This is a genomic window from Burkholderia sp. AU45388, from assembly GCF_030481585.1.
GTDB lineage: Bacteria > Pseudomonadota > Gammaproteobacteria > Burkholderiales > Burkholderiaceae > Burkholderia > Burkholderia sola.
Genome location: NZ_JAUJPV010000012.1, coordinates 45,163 through 62,550 on the forward strand (window position 1 = coordinate 45,163; position 17,388 = coordinate 62,550).

Annotated in this window: 16 protein-coding genes and 1 pseudogene; 5 read left to right on the top strand and 12 right to left on the bottom strand. The window is 68.2% G+C overall.

Annotated elements, in window-relative coordinates; translation table 11 throughout:
* Positions 1 to 80 precede the first annotated feature (80 nt).
* Together QZM72_RS19745 and QZM72_RS19750 are read right to left on the bottom strand one after the other, a co-directional pair.
* Positions 81 to 167: pseudogene (locus QZM72_RS19745) on the bottom strand (SDR family NAD(P)-dependent oxidoreductase); the annotation flags it as partial.
* Positions 168 to 224: 57 nt separating this feature from the next.
* Entirely contained in the window at positions 225 to 1,283 is a 1,059-nt protein-coding gene (locus QZM72_RS19750; protein ID WP_301738991.1) for an ATP-NAD kinase family protein, read from the bottom strand.
* Between the two features lie 535 nt (positions 1,284 to 1,818).
* Between QZM72_RS19750 and QZM72_RS19755 the strand changes: the two genes are divergently transcribed.
* A complete protein-coding gene (locus QZM72_RS19755) occupies positions 1,819 to 3,735 on the top strand; it encodes a sigma-54-dependent Fis family transcriptional regulator (RefSeq protein ID WP_301738992.1) in 1,917 nt (638 codons plus the stop codon).
* Between the two features lie 19 nt (positions 3,736 to 3,754).
* On the opposite strand, the gene QZM72_RS19760 is transcribed toward QZM72_RS19755, so the two are convergent.
* Both QZM72_RS19760 and QZM72_RS19765 read right to left on the bottom strand, forming a co-directional pair.
* A complete protein-coding gene (locus QZM72_RS19760; RefSeq protein WP_089467595.1) occupies positions 3,755 to 4,189 on the bottom strand; it encodes a carboxymuconolactone decarboxylase family protein in 435 nt (144 codons plus the stop codon).
* Positions 4,173 to 4,634: a MerR family transcriptional regulator gene (locus QZM72_RS19765; RefSeq protein ID WP_089467596.1), complete on the bottom strand. Its 462-nt coding sequence runs from the start codon at positions 4,632 to 4,634 to the stop codon at positions 4,173 to 4,175. The genes QZM72_RS19760 and QZM72_RS19765 overlap by 17 nt, the downstream gene beginning before the upstream one ends.
* Positions 4,635 to 4,931: 297 nt before the next feature.
* Between QZM72_RS19765 and QZM72_RS19770 the strand changes: the two genes are divergently transcribed.
* Positions 4,932 to 5,543, top strand: coding sequence for a helix-hairpin-helix domain-containing protein (locus QZM72_RS19770; RefSeq protein ID WP_089467597.1), 612 nt, complete (start codon positions 4,932 to 4,934; stop codon positions 5,541 to 5,543).
* 88 nt (positions 5,544 to 5,631) lie between these two features.
* Positions 5,632 to 6,063 (top strand): YidB family protein, encoded by a 432-nt coding sequence (locus tag QZM72_RS19775; protein WP_301738993.1) that lies wholly within the window; start codon positions 5,632 to 5,634, stop codon positions 6,061 to 6,063.
* A gap of 111 nt (positions 6,064 to 6,174) precedes the next feature.
* Here QZM72_RS19775 and clpB read toward each other — a convergent pair whose 3' ends face one another.
* Together clpB and QZM72_RS19785 are read right to left on the bottom strand one after the other, a co-directional pair.
* Complete coding sequence (gene clpB, locus QZM72_RS19780; protein WP_301738994.1) at positions 6,175 to 8,772, bottom strand: ATP-dependent chaperone ClpB; 2,598 nt, start codon at positions 8,770 to 8,772, stop codon at positions 6,175 to 6,177.
* A gap of 149 nt (positions 8,773 to 8,921) precedes the next feature.
* Positions 8,922 to 9,440 carry an Rrf2 family transcriptional regulator gene (locus QZM72_RS19785; protein ID WP_301738995.1) on the bottom strand — a complete coding sequence of 173 codons (519 nt, stop codon included), beginning with the start codon at positions 9,438 to 9,440 and terminating at the stop codon, positions 8,922 to 8,924.
* Between the two features lie 252 nt (positions 9,441 to 9,692).
* Here QZM72_RS19785 and QZM72_RS19790 point away from each other — a divergent pair, with 252 nt between their 5' ends.
* Positions 9,693 to 10,253 carry a group III truncated hemoglobin gene (locus QZM72_RS19790; protein ID WP_301738996.1) on the top strand — a complete coding sequence of 187 codons (561 nt, stop codon included), beginning with the start codon at positions 9,693 to 9,695 and terminating at the stop codon, positions 10,251 to 10,253.
* 62 nt (positions 10,254 to 10,315) lie between these two features.
* On the opposite strand, the gene QZM72_RS19795 is transcribed toward QZM72_RS19790, so the two are convergent.
* The 6 genes from QZM72_RS19795 to QZM72_RS19820 form a co-directional block, all read right to left on the bottom strand.
* Positions 10,316 to 10,792, bottom strand: coding sequence for a molybdenum cofactor biosynthesis protein MoaE (locus tag QZM72_RS19795; RefSeq protein WP_089467602.1), 477 nt, complete (start codon positions 10,790 to 10,792; stop codon positions 10,316 to 10,318).
* 10 nt (positions 10,793 to 10,802) lie between these two features.
* Complete coding sequence (gene moaD / locus QZM72_RS19800; RefSeq protein ID WP_011352296.1) at positions 10,803 to 11,060, bottom strand: molybdopterin converting factor subunit 1; 258 nt, start codon at positions 11,058 to 11,060, stop codon at positions 10,803 to 10,805.
* 19 nt (positions 11,061 to 11,079) lie between these two features.
* Positions 11,080 to 12,327 (bottom strand): gephyrin-like molybdotransferase Glp, encoded by a 1,248-nt coding sequence (glp, locus tag QZM72_RS19805; protein ID WP_301738997.1) that lies wholly within the window; start codon positions 12,325 to 12,327, stop codon positions 11,080 to 11,082.
* A gap of 247 nt (positions 12,328 to 12,574) precedes the next feature.
* Positions 12,575 to 14,026, bottom strand: a complete 1,452-nt coding sequence (gene thrC / locus QZM72_RS19810) for a threonine synthase (RefSeq protein WP_089467604.1) — start codon at positions 14,024 to 14,026, stop codon at positions 12,575 to 12,577.
* Between the two features lie 9 nt (positions 14,027 to 14,035).
* Positions 14,036 to 15,364, bottom strand: coding sequence for a homoserine dehydrogenase (locus QZM72_RS19815; RefSeq protein ID WP_089467605.1), 1,329 nt, complete (start codon positions 15,362 to 15,364; stop codon positions 14,036 to 14,038).
* 53 nt (positions 15,365 to 15,417) lie between these two features.
* Entirely contained in the window at positions 15,418 to 16,656 is a 1,239-nt protein-coding gene (locus tag QZM72_RS19820) for a pyridoxal phosphate-dependent aminotransferase (RefSeq protein WP_089467606.1), read from the bottom strand.
* 316 nt (positions 16,657 to 16,972) lie between these two features.
* On the opposite strand from QZM72_RS19820, the gene QZM72_RS19825 reads away from it, so the two are divergent.
* Entirely contained in the window at positions 16,973 to 17,347 is a 375-nt protein-coding gene (locus QZM72_RS19825; RefSeq protein ID WP_012328660.1) for an Mth938-like domain-containing protein, read from the top strand.
* Positions 17,348 to 17,388 lie beyond the last annotated feature (41 nt).

Below are 17,388 nucleotides of genomic sequence, written 5' to 3' on the forward strand. Positions count from 1 at the left end.
GGTCTGACTGCGAATGCCGCCCCGGCCGTGCCGTGGCGGCGGATTGCACGGCCTTGCGGCCGTCAGTGGAACGTGAAGCCGCCGGCCCGCGTCAGCGCGATGCCGCGGCCGATGCCGCGCGCGCCGCCCGTGGCGACGGCGACCTGTCCTACGAGCGGGGCTGTCATGCGATGTCTCCTGGATGATCGTTACGGATGGCGAAGAATTTTCGTAAAACCGGTGTATCAGTCGTGCCACGCACCGGCGTCGCGCAGCAGTTGCCGAGACGACGCGTAGCGCAGCGTGCGGCCGACGTCGACCGTCAACGGCCCGTGCCAGTCGAGCGCAATCTCGTAGCGATCGCCGCGCGCGACCTCGATCTCGCGCTCGCCGTCGAACGCGAGCGTGCCGTGCTCGAACGGAATCGCGTGCCACGTGCCCGGTTCCAGCCGCTCGCAGCTGCGCATCACGACACGGTCGACGCGCCCCGGCGCGATCGGCGCGACGAGCGGCGTGCCGGCCGCGTTGCCGCCTTGCGCGAAGCGCATCGCGAGCCCGTGCGGCGCGCTGCGTTCGAGCGGCGCCCACGCGCCGCCGAGCGCGGACAGCCCGATGCCGTCCGGTTCCGCGAACGTCAGGTAGAGCGAGTCGATGTCGTCGGAGCCGGAAATCGCGCGCGCGCCGATGAAGCGCTGCCGCGCGGCGCACACGTCGACGAGCGCGATCTCCTCGCGCCCCGGCTGCGCGCCCGCGACGCAGCGCACGACGAGCCGCTTGTTGCGCACGAACGCGACCTCGGCCGGCACGGCGCCGGTTGCGGCGAGCCCCGCGGCGACGCCCGCGACGGTCGCCTCGCGATGTTCGGGAAACGCGTTGTTGGTGCCGGTGGACAGCGCGACGAGCGGCGTCGCGCCGCAATGCGCGGCCACCGCGCGATGGGTGCCGTCGCCGCCGAGCACGACGATCAGCGACACTTCCATCCGGTGCAGATAGGCCGCGCCCGCCTGCGTATCGGCGACGCTATCGGTGATCGGCAAGTCGACGAATTCGACCTGCGGCCAGCGCTCGTGCGGCGCGACCGCGCGATGCGTGTCGATCGCGCGCAGCAGCAGCGTCGCGATGCCCGTGCGGTCGCGCAGCGTCAGCACGCGCTCGACGCCCATCGCGCCGAGGCCGGCCAGCAGGCGCACGATCATGTTCGCCTTCTCCGCCGTCGGAAACACGGAGGCATGCGTCGTGAGGCGGCGGATGTCGCGCCCCGATGCGGGGTTCGCGATCACGCCGACGGTAACGGGCGTCGTCACGGGTTCGTCTCCATCCAGTCGACGGAACCGGCGCATCGATACGCGCGCCGGCTCCGCCTGTTTCGTCCGCTGCCATCGACGGGCGGCGGATCGTCGTCGCCGACGCGATCGCGGCGGCTTGCCCGTCATCTCTGCAAGCGGCGTGCCATCGTGCGCGCGATCGCCGCGAAACCCGCGCCCGCACTGGTTCGGCGGGCTTGCACGTGTTCGGGATGCGCGACCGCGACGACACAGCGCGCGGCGAATTCGCTGGGACGTCTCACGTCGTCGATACGGCGACGCGATCGCCGCGACGCCCGCGCATGCGCGCCGTTCTGCCCGCAAACCCTGCGTTCGCGCGGCGCCGCGCGTGCGACGCGCGGCCGGACGACCGTCACGCCGCGCGCATGCGGCCGTCTCAACTGCGCGAGACACGGCGCGATACCGGTGAGACGACCGTCTCATGCGCGCCGCGTGCTGCGATGCAATGTGATTCGCCGAACCGGATGTGCTACAAGAACAGCGACATCCCCGCCGTACGGAACCGGAGCCAACCATGCCCTACGCCGTCCCCCAGGCCCAGCACGCCGACCGTGTACTCGGCGCGCTCGCCGGACGCCTGCCCGCGCCGGCGGATTCCGCGCGCCTCGTGTCGTCGTGGCAACGGTCGCTGGAGCGCTACCGTCTCGACCCCGCGTCGTCGATCGGCCCGCGCGTGCTGACCGCGGCGGAGCTGCGCGAAGTGCGCGACAAGGAGGAGGCCTTCCTGCGCGCGTCGGGCCAGTGCCTGACGCGGCTGCACGACATGATCCGCGTCGCCGACTACTGCGTGATGCTGACCGACGCGCACGGCGTGACCATCGACTACCGGATCGACCGCGAACGCCGCAACGACTTCCGCCATGCAGGGCTGCACATCGGCTCGTGCTGGTCCGAAAGCGAGGAAGGCACGTGCGGCGTCGCGAGCGTGCTGACCGATCTCGCGCCGATCACCGTGCACAAGACCGATCACTTTCGCGCGGCGTTCACGACGCTCACGTGCAGCGCGGCGCCGATCTTCTCGCCGGGCGGCGAACTGATCGGCGTGCTCGACGCGTCGGCCGTGCATTCGCCCGACGGCCGCGACAGTCAGCGCCTCGTCTATCAGCTCGTGCGGCAGAGCGCGGCGCTGATCGAGGACGGCTACTTCGTGCACAGCACCGCGCAGCACTGGATATTGTTCGGGCATCCGAACCGTCACTACGTCGAGGCGCAGCCCGAGTGGCTGATCGCATTCGACGAATGCGGCAACATCGTCGCCGCGAACCGGCAGGCGCGCGATGCGCTGCCGGCGCTGCGCGAGCCGCGCCATATCGACGAGATCTTCGATGCGACCGAGATGCCGCTGCGCGACGCCGCGCGGCTCGATACGATCGTCGCGCTGCGCGTGCGCGCGACCGGCGCCCCGCTCTACGCGCGGCTGCGTGCGCCGCTGCGGCGCGCCGGCCGCGAACCCGGCGCGGCCTCGCGGCGCCCGGGCACCGCGCCGCGTCACGTCGGCGCGCTGACGCCGTTCCTGCACAGCAGCGATGCACGCATCGCGCAACAGGCCGAACTCGCGCTGCGCGTCGCGAGCAAACGGCTGCCGATCCTCGTGCTCGGCGAAACGGGCGCGGGCAAGGAAGTGTTCGCCCGCGCGATCCACGACGCCGGCGCGCGGCGCGCGCGGCCATTCGTCGCCGTGAACTGCGGCGCGCTGCCGGAAGCGCTGATCGAGAGCGAACTGTTCGGCTATGCGGCCGGCGCGTTCACCGGCGCACGCAAGCACGGCGCGCGCGGCAAGATCGCACTCGCCGACGGCGGCACGCTGTTTCTCGATGAAATCGGCGACATGCCGCTCGCGCTGCAGACGCGCCTGTTGCGCGTGCTGGCCGACGGCGAGGTCGTGCCGCTCGGCAGCGATACGCCGGTGCGCGTCGATCTCGACGTGATCTGCGCGACGCACCGCGATCTCGCGCGAATGGTCGCGGACGGCACGTTCCGCGAAGATCTGTACTACCGGTTGAGCGGCGCGACATTCGACCTGCCGCCGCTGCGCGAACGCGCGGACGTGCGTGACGTGATCGCCGCCGTGTTCGCCGAGGAAGCGCAGGCGACCGGCCACGTGCTCACGCTCGACGCGACGCTCGCCGAACAGCTCGCCGCGTATGCATGGCCGGGCAACGTGCGGCAACTGCGCAACGTGCTGCGCTATGCGTGCGCGGTGTGCGACGCCGCGCGCGTGACGCGGCGCGACCTGCCGGCCGACCTCGCCGCGCAACTCGGCGGCGCGCCGCCCGGCGCGCTGCCCGACGACGAACGCGGCCGCATCGTCGCCGCGCTCACCGCGCATCGCTGGCGGCCCGACGCGGCCGCCCGGGCGCTCGGCATGTCGCGCGCGACGCTGTACCGGCGCATCGCGAAGTACCGGATCGTCGCGCCGCACCGCGCGTGACGCACCGGCGCACGCCGCGTCATGCGGGCTGCCCGGCCGCTTCGTTCGCGTCGGCCGTCACGCCGGCCGCTTCGTCGCGCCGCGTGAACACCTCGTGCGCGGCGAACAGCGCGTTCAGCGCGGCCGGCATCCCCGCATACACGGCCATCTGCATGAACACCTCGACGATCTCGTCGCGCGTGCAGCCGACGTTCAGCGCGGCCTCGATATGCACCTTCAGTTGCGGCTGTGCGTTGCCGAGCGCGGCCAGCGCCGCGATCGTCGCGATTTCGCGCGCCTTCAGGTCGAGCTGCGGCCGGCTGTAGATATCGCCGAAGCTGAATTCGACCAGCAGCCGCCCGAAATCCGGCGCGATCGGCGCCAGCGCCGCGATCACGCGTTCGCCCGCTTCGCCGTCGATTTCCTTCAGTTTGTTCCAGCCGCGCGTGTAGCGATCCTCAACGAGTCGTTCCATCGTGTCCGTCCTGTTCCGATAAAGAGTGAGAAGGTTTCGCCCGTCGTGCCGTTTCCCGTTCCTGCGCCTCGTAGTACGCGATCTTGTCGCCGATCGCATCGAGGCTCGCCTGCAGCTCCGCGATATGCGCGCGCACCGCGTCGCGATGCGCGACCAGCAAGTCGCGCCGCGCGCCGAACGTCGACGCGCCCTGCTCGCGCAGCACCGCGAACGCCTGCATCTGCGCGATCGGCATGCCGGTCGCCTTCAGGCGCATCACGAAGGCCAGCCAGTCGAGGTCGGCCGGCGCATAGAGCCGGTGCCCGGCCGCCGTGCGCGAAATCGCGCGCAGCAGCCCGGCCTGCTCGTAGTACCGCAACGTGTGCGTCGACACGCCGGTCAGTTCGGCGACTTGCCCGATCGTCAGCGGACCGGCAGCGGAGAGTTGGGATATGGCTTTCGACATGGCAGGAACAAGGTTAGGAGTTAGAGTTCACTCTAAGTCAAGCATTGTCTGTCGGCCAGCGCGACATTCACGCTCGATACGCCCGCGATACCGCGGCGACACCGTAAAGAATGGTCAAAATCGGCGCCCGGCACCGGTTTCGGCCTTTACAGCACCGCAAGCCTTCAGCAAGATTCGGTCAGCCTGTCTCAAAAAGGGCACGCATTTGTCCTATGCTTAACGGCGACGCTCGGCCGGCTCGCGCGCCGCCGTCCGTTGCAACAACCATTCATCCGTCAGAACCAGGGAGCCCTCGCCATGCTGAAAAAGCTGCTGATGCTGTTCGTCGCGCTATCGCTGTCGCTCGCCGCCGGCCTTGCCGCCGCCGTCGAAGTCAACACGGCCGACCAGGCCGCGCTCGAATCCGTGAAGGGGCTCGGGCCCGTGAAGTCGAAGGCGATCATCGACGAACGCACCAAGAACGGCCCGTTCAAGGACGCCGACGATCTCGCGAACCGCGTGAAGGGCCTCGGCACGAAGTCGGTCGGGCATCTCGAGGAAAACGGCCTGACGATCGGCGGCGCGTCCACGCCGCCGAAGGGCGTGAAGCTGTCGAAGCCGGCCGCGACGACGTCGGCGACCCCGTCGACCACGACGTCGGCGGGCACCGCATCGACGTCCACGACCGCGACGGCCGGCACGACGACCGCGGCGCCCGCGCCGACGGCGAGCGCACCGGAAGCGGCGAGCAAGCCCGTCAAAACCAAGCGCGCCTCGAAGAAGGAAAAGGCCGCAGCGGCTGCCGCGGCATCCGCCGACGCCGGCGCGAGCGCACCGGCCGCCGCATCGTCCGCGAAGGCGACGAAGGGTTCGAAGAAGAAGAGCAAGAAGGACAAGGCCGCCTCCGCCGCCGCGGCGTCGGGCGCCTGATGTACGCCGCGCGCGCGACGGCGTGCGCGCGGCATTCGTTCAACGGGCGCCGTCGTCACGGCGCCCTTTTCAGTGAAGGTGAAGAACCATGGGTCTCCTCGACATCGTTGGCGGTCTGATCGGCGGCCAGGCCGGCGGCAACTCGCAAAGCGCGCTCATCGCGACCGCGCTCGAATTCATCAACAACCAGCCGGGCGGCCTGAACGGGCTGATCGAGAAGTTCAAGGCCGGCGGCGCCGGCGAGATCATCGGTTCGTGGGTCGGCACCGGCGAAAACCAGCCGATCTCGCCGGATACGCTGCAAAACGTGCTCGGCTCGGACGTCGTCGGCGCGCTCGCGAGCAAGGTCGGCATCGATCCGTCGCAGGCCTCGTCGATCCTCGCACAGGTACTGCCGCACGTCGTCAACGGCGCGACGCCGAACGGCGAAGTGCCGGCCAGCGGCCAGGTCGACACGTCGAACGTACTCGGCACGCTCACGCAGCTCGCCGGCATGTTCGGCGGCAACAAGCAGGGCTGACCACCGCCATCGGGCGGCCCGTTCGGCCGCTCCATAAGCAAACACCCCGCCGAGGCGGGGTGTTCGTTTTTGCGCCCGGTGCGAACCGGGCACGCTGCCGACGGCAGGCGATCAGTGCACGACGCGGTCGAACACGAACTGGCCGTCGTTGACGTCGACCGGGATCACGTCCTTCGGACCGAAGCGGCCGGCGAGGATCAGCTTCGCGACCGGGTTCTCGATCTCCTGCTGGATCGCGCGCTTCAGCGGCCGCGCGCCGAACACCGGATCGTAGCCGACCTTCGCGATCTGCTCGAGCGCCGACGGCGACACGTCGAGCGCCATGTCGAGCTTCGCGAGCCGGTCGTGCAGGCGGGCGAGCTGGATCTTCGCGATCGACTCGATGTTGCTGCGGTCGAGCGCATGGAACACGACGACGTCGTCGATCCGGTTCAGGAACTCGGGGCGGAAATGCTGCTTCACCTCGAGCCACACCGCGTCCTTGATCTCGTCCTGCGGCGCGCCCGTCATCGCCTGGATGACCTGCGAGCCGAGGTTCGACGTCATCACGATCACCGTGTTCTTGAAGTCGACCGTGCGCCCCTGCCCGTCGGTCATGCGGCCGTCGTCGAGCACCTGCAGCAGCACGTTGAACACGTCCGGATGCGCCTTCTCGATCTCGTCGAGCAGGATCACGCTGTACGGCTTGCGGCGCACGGCTTCCGTCAGGTAGCCGCCTTCCTCGTAGCCGACATAGCCCGGCGGCGCGCCGATCAGCCGCGCGACGCTGTGCTTCTCCATGAACTCGCTCATGTCGATGCGGATCAGATGCTCTTCCGAATCGAACAGGAACGACGCCAGCGCCTTGCACAGCTCGGTCTTGCCGACACCCGTCGGCCCGAGGAACAGGAACGAGCCGTACGGACGGTTCGGATCGGCGAGACCCGCGCGCGAACGACGGATCGCATCGGCCACGGCGCTGATCGCCTCATCCTGGCCGACCACGCGCTCGTGCAGCTTTTCCTCGATGTGCAGCAGCTTCTCGCGTTCGCCCTGCATCATCCGCGACACGGGAATGCCCGTCGAACGCGACACGACTTCCGCGATTTCCTCGGCGCCGACCTGCGTGCGCAGCAGGCGCGGACGCGTCGGGTTGTGCTGCTCCTGCTCTTCGGCCTGCGTGACCTGCTTGAGCTGCGACTCGAGTTGCGGCAGCTTGCCGTACTGCAGTTCGGCGACCTTCTCGAGCTTGCCTTCACGCTGCAGGCGCGCGATGTCCGCCCGCACCTTCTCGATCTCTTCCTTGAGCTGCGCGCTGCCCTGCACCGCGGCCTTCTCGGCGGTCCAGATCTCTTCCAGGTCCGCATATTCGCGGCCAAGGCGGTCGATCTCTTCCTCGATCAGTTGCAGGCGCTTCTGCGACGCTTCGTCCTGCTCCTTCTTCACGGCTTCGCGCTCGATCTTCAACTGGATCAGACGACGGTCGAGCTTGTCCATCTCTTCGGGCTTCGAATCGATTTCCATCTTGATCTTCGAAGCGGCTTCGTCGATCAGGTCAATGGCCTTGTCGGGCAGGAAGCGGTCGGTGATGTAGCGATGCGACAGCTCGGCCGCGGCGACGATCGCCGGGTCGGTGATGTCGACACCGTGGTGCAGTTCGTACTTCTCCTGCAGCCCGCGCAGGATCGCGATCGTCGCCTCGACGCTCGGCTCGTCGACGAGCACCTTCTGGAAGCGGCGTTCGAGCGCGGCATCCTTCTCGATGTACTTGCGGTATTCGTCGAGCGTGGTCGCGCCGATGCAGTGCAACTCGCCGCGCGACAGCGCCGGCTTCAGCATGTTGCCCGCATCCATCGCGCCTTCGGCCTTGCCAGCGCCGACCATCGTGTGGATCTCGTCGATGAAGACGATCGTCCGGCCTTCGTCCTTCGCGATGTCGTTGAGCACCGCCTTCAGGCGCTCCTCGAACTCGCCGCGATACTTCGCGCCGGCGAGCAGCGCGGCCATGTCGAGCGACAGCACGCGCTTGCCCTTCAGCGTCTCGGGCACCTCGCCGTTGACGATCCGCTGCGCGAGCCCTTCGACGATCGCGGTCTTGCCCACGCCCGGCTCGCCGATCAGCACCGGGTTGTTCTTCGTGCGGCGCTGCAGGATCTGGATCGAGCGGCGGATTTCGTCGTCGCGGCCGATCACCGGGTCGAGCTTGCCCGCGCGGGCGCGCTCGGTCAGGTCGACCGTGTATTTCTTCAGCGCCTCGCGCTGGCTTTCGGCGTCCTGGCTGTGCACCTGCGAGCCGCCGCGCACCGCGGCGATCGCGGCTTCGAGCGCCTTGCGCGTGAGGCCGTGCTGACGCGCGAGCTTGCCCGCGTCGCCCCTGTCGTCGGACACGGCGAGCAGAAACATCTCGCTCGCGATGAACGTGTCGTTGAGCTTCTGCGCTTCCTTGTCGGCCTGGTTCAGCAGCCCGGCCAACTCACGGCCGATCTGGATGTCGCCGCCCGTGCCCGTTACTTGCGGCAGGCGCGAGATGGCTTCGTTCAGCGCGCTTTGCAGGGCCTGCACGTGAACGCCCGCGCGCGACATCAGCGAGCGGGCCGACCCGTCTTGCTGCGCGACCAGCGCCGCGAGCACGTGAACGGGTTCGATGTATTGATTGTCGCGGCCTGCCGCGAGGCTTTGCGCGTCCGCGAGTGCTTCCTGGAACTTGGTGGTGAGCTTGTCGATTCTCATTTGGTTGAGACCTCCAATTTTCGATTAACACCAAGATGAGGATGGTTATGCGGCTTTCAAGCGAAATTCGGGTTGATTCAGCGCAAAAATTGCCGGATCTCCGGCAAGCGGCCCGGCGACGCAAAGGGGTGGGCATGCGGCCCCGCGTGTCAGCGGGCGTCGGACGACGGCTCGGCGGCCGCCGGCGCTTCGTCCGGTGCCGGCGCGGCGCGCACGAGCGCGACCGGGCGAATGCCGAGCAGCGCCGCGAGCGGCGACGCGGGCTGGGCCAGTTCGCCGAGCGTGTGACGATCGAGTTCCGCGAAGAACGCCTCGAGCGCGGCCGCCAGTACGCCCTTCAGCCGGCACTGCGGCTCGATCACGCAGCCGCGCGCGTCGCTGCCGTCGGACGAAAAGCAACCGACCAGCGCGAAGTCGTTCTCGGTCGCCCGCACGACCTGGCCGACCGTCAATCGCAGCGAATCGGCGAATAGCCGCAGCCCGCCGTTGCGGCCGCGAACGGTGTCGACCCAGCCGAGCTCGCCGAGCTGCTGGACGACTTTCATCAGATGGTTCTTCGAGATGCCGTAGGCGTCCGAGATCTCCTGGATCGTCGCCAGCCCCTCGCCGCGCACGGCCAGGTACAGCATCACGCGCAGCGAATAGTCGGTGTAGTCGGTGAGTCTCATGAGCGAATACGGAAAAGATCGATCGTGCCCCGATGACGTGAGGCGGGCCGATCGCGATGCGTGCAGGGCCGATCGAAGGTCCCGCGGCGCGGCCCCGGGTTGCCGGGATCGCGGGCGCGCAATAACATGCGTGATATCCGCACGTTTTCCAGGGGTGACAGCACGCTATTTTGCGTCAAAATCCGGCCGGCGTCCTGCTCGTTGCCCACGCCGGTGCCCCGTCGCCGCCCTGCTCCACCAGCCCTTTTTGTCATGACCGCCCTGCCCGCCTCGCCCGAACCCGTACCGGCCCGCCCCCGCAACGCCGAGCCGACCGAAGACAACATCCGCGATCTCGTCTACGCGTTCTACGACCGCGTGCGCGCCGATCCGCTGCTCGGGCCCGTGTTCGCCGCGAAGCTCGCCGGCCGCTGGGACGATCATCTGCCGAAGATGGTGACGTTCTGGTCGAGCCTCGTGCTCGGTACCAAGGGCTATCGCGGCAACGTGCAGCAGGCGCACCAGCCGCTCGACGGCATCGAGCCGGCCCATTTCAGCCGCTGGCTGTCGCTGTTTCTGAACACCGTCGAAGCGCGTTACGCGCCGGCCGCGGCGATCCGTTTCATGGAGCCCGCGCTGCGGATCGCACAGAGCCTGCAATTGAGCCGCTTCGGTTGGGACTACCGGATTCCGGCCGAACAGCAGGCGCTGCTCGACGCGATCGCGCCGCGCCGCCGCGACGCGGGCGACGATCCGCACGCGTTGCCGTCGCGCGAGCGGGGCGAGCCGTTTCCGACGAAGATCATCGGGCGCGGCGCCGACCCGGACGCGTAACGCCCGTCACGCGCGACGATGCGGCATCTGCGGCACATCGCCGCATCGCCCGCGCGCCGCACTCAGCGCCGCGTGTTGCCCGACTCGACGCCCCAGCGCGCGAGCGCGGCGTCGTCGGTACTGCGCGCATCGACCCAGCGCTCGCCATCCGGCGTCGTTTCCTTCTTCCAGAACGGCGCTTCGGTCTTCAGATAGTCCATCACGAACTCGCACGACGCGAACGCATCGCCGCGGTGCGACGCGACCGTCGCGACCATCACGATCTGGTCGAGCGGCAGCAGCCTGCCGACGCGATGCACGATCGCAACGTCGATGCCCGGCCAGCGCCGGCCGGCCTCGGCCGCGATCTTCTCGAGCGCCTTCTCGGTCATGCCCGGATAGTGTTCGAGCTCCATCGCGGCAACCGCATCGCCTTCGTTCAGGTCGCGCACCGTGCCGACGAAGCACGCGACCGCGCCGATCCTCGGGTTGCGCGCCCGCAATGCCGCCACTTCGGCGTTCAGGTCGAAATCGTCGGTCTGGACTCGTATCGTCGCCATCACGCCCGCCTCAACCGCCCGTCACCGGCGGGAAGAACGCGACCTCGCAGCCTTCGGTGAGCCGCGTGTCGGGATCGGTCATCTCGTGGTTGCACGCCATGCGCAACGCGCGCCCTTCGGCGAGCGTCTCGGCCCACGCACCGCCGCGCACGCGCAGCCACGCGCGCACGTCGCCGACGGTCGTCACGCTGTCTGGCACGTCGGCCTGTTCGTCGGCGACGCCCAGTGCCTCGCGCACGCTTGCAAAAAACTTCAGCTGAATCTTCATGGTTCGGGGAGCCGCCGCGTTACGACAGCAATTCGGAAAACGGAATGAAACGCACGGTCTCGCCTGCACTGATCGCGTGCTGCGGCGGATTGTCGATCAGCCCGTCACCCCAGACCGTCGACGTGAGCACGGCCGAGCTCTGGTTCGGGAACAGGTCGAGACCGCCGGCCGCATTGACGCGCGCGCGCAGGAATTCGTTGCGCCGGTCGCCCTTGCTCTGCGAAAAATCGGCACGCAGCGACAACGCGCGCGGCGCGACGTCGCGCACGCCGGACAGGCGCAGCAGGAACGGCCGCACGAACAGCAGGAACGTGACGAAACTCGAGACGGGATTGCCGGGCAGCCCGATGAAGTGCGCGTCGGCGCGCTCGTCGCCGCGGCGCACCGCGCCGTACGCGAGCGGCTTGCCGGGCTTCATCGCGATCTGCCACAGCGCGAGCCGCCCTTCGGCCTCGACGGCCGGCTTCACGTGATCCTCGTCGCCGACCGACACGCCGCCGCTCGTCACGATCACGTCGTGGTCGCGGGCGGCCTCGCGCAACGTGTCGCGCGTCGCGGCGAGCGAGTCGGGCACGATCCCGTAGTCGGTCACGTGGCAGCCGAGTCGCTCGAGCAGCCCGCGCAGCGTGAAGCGGTTCGAGTTGTAGATCGCACCGGGCTTCAGCGGCTCGCCCGGCATCGTCAGTTCGTCGCCGGTGAAGAACACCGCCACGCGAATCCGCCGCGCGACCGACAACTGCGCGCAGCCGACCGATGCGGCAAGACCCAGCGCCTGCGGCGTGAGCCGCGTGCCGGCCGGCAGGATCACCGAACCCTGGCGGATGTCAGCGCCCTGCGCGGTGATCCATTCGCCGGCCTTCGGCGTGTGCAGGATCTCGACCGCGTCGCCGTCTGCCGACGTCTGCTCCTGCATCACGACGGCGTCGGCACCGGGCGGCACCGTCGCGCCGGTGAAGATCCGCGCGGCCGTGCCGGCTGCCAGCGGCGCGGCCGGATGCCCGGCCGGAATGCGCTGCGACACCGGCAAGCGCCGATCGCCGTGCAGCAGGTCGGCGACGCGCACCGCGTAGCCGTCCATCGCGCTCGTATGCATCGGCGGCACGTCGAGCGGCGAGCTCACGTCGGCCGCCAGCACGCGGCCCAGCGCGTCGAGCGTGGCGACGGTTTCCGCGCCGGGCAGCGGCTTCGCGGCGTCGAGCAACGCGGCGAGCGCCTCGGCGGTCGACAGCATCGGCGCGCGCGGCGCCGCGGGATTCGGGTTCGACATCGATGGCATCGGGAATCGTTGGAGTCAGTACGTCATTGTAGCGACGCCGCCACGCGTACGCGCGATATGGCGAGCATGCGAAGACTGTGATCGGCGCGCACCTTCAGGTCTGGCACTTGTTTCGCACCGAATGCGATGTCCGCGGGCCAAACCCGCGGGCCAAACGAAACGGCCGGAACCCCGATCCGTTCGACGAATCGGCATTCCGGCCGTCGTGCGCCGCCGGGCCCGCAGGCCCGGCCATGCGTCATGCGCGCGTATGGGCGGCGATGAAGTCCTTTACCTGCTGCGCGTCGGCCTTCACGACCTCGAAACGCTGCGGCAGCGCCTCGAGCCCGTCGAAGGCGGCCGGCCGCTCGGCTTCGCGATCGAGCGCTTCGCGGATCGTCTCGCCGAACTTGATCGGCTGTGCCGTCTCGAGCACGACCATCGGCACGCCGGCCTCCAGATGCTCGCGCGCGACCTTCACGCCGTCGGCCGTATGCGTATCGATCATCGTGTCGTAGCGCGAGAATACGTCGCGGATCGTCGCGATGCGGTCGGCATGGCTGCTGCGGCCCGACACGAAGCCGAATTCGGCGACGCGCGCGAAATCGCCGCTCGCCGCGAGATCGAAGCCGCCCTTCTCCTCGACGTCGCGGAACAGTTGCATCACGCGGGCCGGATCGCGGCCGAGCAGGTCGAACACGAAGCGCTCGAAGTTCGATGCCTTCGAGATGTCCATGCTCGGGCTGCTCGTGTGATAGGTGTTCTCGGCGCTGCGCACGCGGTAGGCGCCGGTGCGGAAGAACTCGTCGAGCACGTCGTTCTCGTTGGTCGCGACCACCAGCTTCGCGATCGGCAGCCCCATCATCCGTGCGATGTGACCGGCGCAGACGTTGCCGAAGTTGCCCGACGGCACCGTGAACGACACGCGCTCGTCGTTGGACTGCGTCGCCGCGAAATAGCCCTTGAAGTAGTACACGACCTGCGCGACGACGCGCGCCCAGTTGATCGAGTTGACCGTGCCGATCTTCTGCTGCGCCTTGAACGCGTGATCGTTCGACACGGCCTTCACGATGTCCTGGCAGTCGTCGAACACGCCTTCGACCGCGAGGTTGAAGATGTTCGGATCCTGCAGACTGAACATCTGCGCCGTCTGGAACGCGCTCATCTTCTTGTGCGGCGACAGCATGAACACGCGCACGCCGGCCTTGCCGCGCATCGCGTATTCGGCCGCGCTGCCGGTGTCGCCCGACGTCGCGCCGAGGATGTTCAGCGCTTCGCCGTGCTTCGCGAGCGTGTACTCGAACAGGTTGCCGAGCAACTGCATCGCCATGTCCTTGAACGCGAGCGTCGGGCCGTTCGACAGTTCGAGCAGCGACAGCGCCGTGCCGTGCTCGGTGCCGAGCGTCTTCAGCGGCGTGATGTCGGACGCGTTCTCGCCGTGGCGCGTGTTGCTGTACACGGCGGCCGTGTACGTGCGGCGCGTGATCGCGCGCAGGTCGTCGGCCGGCACGTCATCGCAGAACTTCGACAGGATCTCGAACGCGAGATCCGCATACGGCAACGTGCGCCAGCGCGCGAGCTCGTCGGCCGACACCTTCGGATAGTCGGCCGGCAGGTAAAGCCCGCCGTCCTTCGCGAGACCGCCGAGCAGGATGTCGGAGAACGTATGGCGCTCGCCGATGCCGGCGCCGCGCGTGGAAATGTAGTTCATGTCGTCACCTCAGTTCAGCGCTTCCATGCGCAGCTTCGTCACCTTCGACACGACGGTCGCGAGGCTCTCGATTTGCGCGATCGCCGCATTGACGTTCTTCTCGACCGTCTCGTGCGTGATCAGGATGATGTCGGTTTCGCCGTTCGCGCCGTCGATCTGCTCCGATTCCTTCTGCAGCAGCGCGTCGATCGAGATCCCCGATTCGGCGAGGATGCGCGTGATCGCGGCGAGCACGCCGGTTTGATCCGCGACGCGCAGGCGCAGGTAGTAGCCGCTCGTCACTTCCTCGATCGGCAGGATCGGCGTGTTCGACAGGCTGTCCGGCTGGAATGCGAGGTGCGGCACGCGGTGCTCGGGGTCGGCCGTATGCAGGCGCGTGACGTCGACGAGATCCGCGACGACCGCCGACGCGGTCGGCTCCGCACCCGCGCCCTTGCCGTAGTACAGCGTCGTGCCGACCGCATCGCCGTGCACGACGACCGCGTTCATCGCGCCCTCGACGTTCGCGAGCAGCCGCTTTTCCGGGATCAGCGTCGGGTGCACGCGCAGCTCGATGCCGTTTGCGGCGCGGCGCGCGATGCCGAGCAGCTTGATCCGGTAGCCGAGCTCTTCCGCGTAGCGGATGTCGGTCGCGTCGAGCTTGCTGATGCCCTCGACGTACGCGCGGTCGAACTGCACCGGCACGCCGAACGCGATCGCGCTCATGATCGTCGCCTTGTGCGCGGCGTCGACGCCCTCGATGTCGAAGGTCGGATCGGCTTCCGCGTAGCCGAGCTCCTGCGCGGCCTTCAGCGCGGTCGCGAAGTCGAGCCCGCGGTCGCGCATTTCCGACAGGATGTAGTTCGTCGTGCCGTTGATGATGCCGGCGATGTACTGGATGCGGTTCGCGGTCAGGCCTTCGCGCAGCGCCTTGATGATCGGGATGCCGCCGGCGACGGCCGCCTCGAACGCGACCATCACGCCTTTCTCGCGCGCGGCCTCGAAGATCTCCGTGCCATGCACCGCGAGCAGCGCCTTGTTCGCCGTCACGACGTGCTTGCCGTTCGCGATCGCGCGCAGCACGAGCTCGCGTGCGATGCCCGTGCCGCCGATCATCTCGGCGATGATCGAAATCGACGGGTCGTCGACGACCGCATTGAAATCGTCGGTGATCTGCGCGGTGCCGGCGTCAGCGCCGAGCGCCGCCTGCGCCTTGGCCGGGTTGCGCACGGCAATGCGCGCGACCTCGATGCCGCGCCCCGCGCGTCGTTTGATTTCTTCCTGGTTGCGGTGCAACACCGTGAAGGTGCCGCTGCCGACGGTGCCGAAGCCCAACAGGCCAACTTTGATCGGTTCCATGCTGCGTGTGATCGATGAGTAAGAAGTAGTGAGTTCCGTGTGACGCTGCCCGCTCAGACCGAATGGCGCTTGCGGTAGCCGTCGAGGAAGCGTGCGATCCGGTTGATCGAATCGGTCAGGTCGTCGAGGTTCGGCAGGAAGACCACGCGGAAGTGGTCCGGCGCCCCCCAGTTGAAACCCGTGCCCTGCACCAGCAGCACGCGCTCCTCGAGCAACAGGTCGAGAATGAACTGCTGGTCGTTCTGGATCGGGTAGAGCTTCGGGTCGAGGCGCGGGAACATGTACAGCGCGGCCTGCGGCTTCACGCAGGTCACGCCCGGGATCGACGTCAGCATGTCATACGCGAGTTCGCGCTGCTTGTACAGGCGCCCGCTCGGCACGATCAGCTCGTTGATGCTCTGGTAGCCGCCGAGCGCCGTCTGGATCGCGAACTGGCCGGGCACGTTCGCGCACAGGCGCATCGACGACAGGATGCCAAGCCCTTCCAGGTAATCCTTCGCGCGCCGGCGGTTGTCGCCGCCGAGGCCCGACACGGCCATCCAGCCCGCGCGATAGCCGCACGACCGATAGCTCTTCGACAAACTGTTGAACGTGACGGTGATCACGTCCTCCGACAGCGAACCCAGCGCCGTGTGCTCGAGGCCGTCGTAGACGATCTTGTCGTAGACCTCGTCGGCGAACACGATCAGCCCGTGCTGGCGCGCGATCTCGAGCAGCTCCAGCAGCAATTCGTCGGAATAAAGCGCGCCGGTCGGGTTGTTCGGGTTGATCACGACGATCGCCTTCGTGTTCGGCGTGATCTTGCTGCGGATGTCGTCGAGATCGGGCATCCACGCGTTCTGCTCGTCGCACACGTAGTGCACGGGCGTGCCGCCCGACAGGCTCACGGCCGCCGTCCACAGCGGATAGTCGGGCGCGGGCAGCAGCACTTCGTCGCCGTCGTTCAGGAGCGCCTGGGTCGCCATCACGATCAGCTCGGACGCGCCGTTGCCGATGTAGATGTCGTCGAGACCGACGCCGACGACGCCCTTTTCCTGCGTGTAGTGCATCACGGCCTTGCGCGCCGAGAACACGCCCTTCGAATCCGAATAGCCGGACGACGCCGGCAGGTTGCGGATCATGTCCTGGATGATTTCGTCCGGCGCGTCGAAACCGAACGGCGCGAGGTTGCCGATGTTCAGCTTGATGATGCGGTGGCCTTCTTCCTCGAGGCGCTTCGCATGCTCGAGCACCGGGCCACGGATGTCGTAGCAGACGTTGAGCAGCTTGTTCGACTTCTGAATCGGTTTCACGACGACACGGTTCCTGGGTTGGCCTTGCGGCCGGGGGGACGGGATCAAAACTGGAAAGCGGCCGGTCTGTGCGCGCTGTCTAGACTGGGAAAAAGCGGCGGTCGGACGCGGCTTGTGGCGACGCACGACGCAAGTGGCGCCCGCAGGCGACCAAAAAGTTATAATTTAGCGGATTTTGGCCGACTTTCGCAATGCACCATAGCCGCGCCGGGCCCGCGCCGTCGGGCGTCCGCGCGTGCCGGGGCGCGCGAAACCGGCCCGCCGGGCCCCTGCGGCCCGGCCAATCCATTCCCCTACGGAACCGCGGAATACCGATTTGAAACTGCACCAGGACACGAGCGGCGCGCTCAACACCGTTACGGGCTACGGCCCCGATTATGTCGACGTCAACCTCGAACGCCATGAAACGAGCGTCATCGTGCTGCCCGGCGCGCCGGTCCAGGCGTGGCCCGTGTCGTCGTTCGACGCGCTCGCGCCCGAGCATTTCGCGATGCTGCTCGACCCGACGCCCGAACTCGTGATCTTCGGCAGCGGCGCGCGGCTGCGCTTCCCGCACCCGCGGCTCGTCGCGGCGCTCACCGCGAAGCGCATCGGCGTCGAGACGATGGATTTCCAGGCCGCTTGCCGCACCTACAACATCCTGATGGCCGAAGGCCGCAAAGTCGCCGCCGCGCTCTTGATTGAACGTTAATCCCCGATGCGGTAAAACACGGGCCGGCGCAGCGGGTCGAT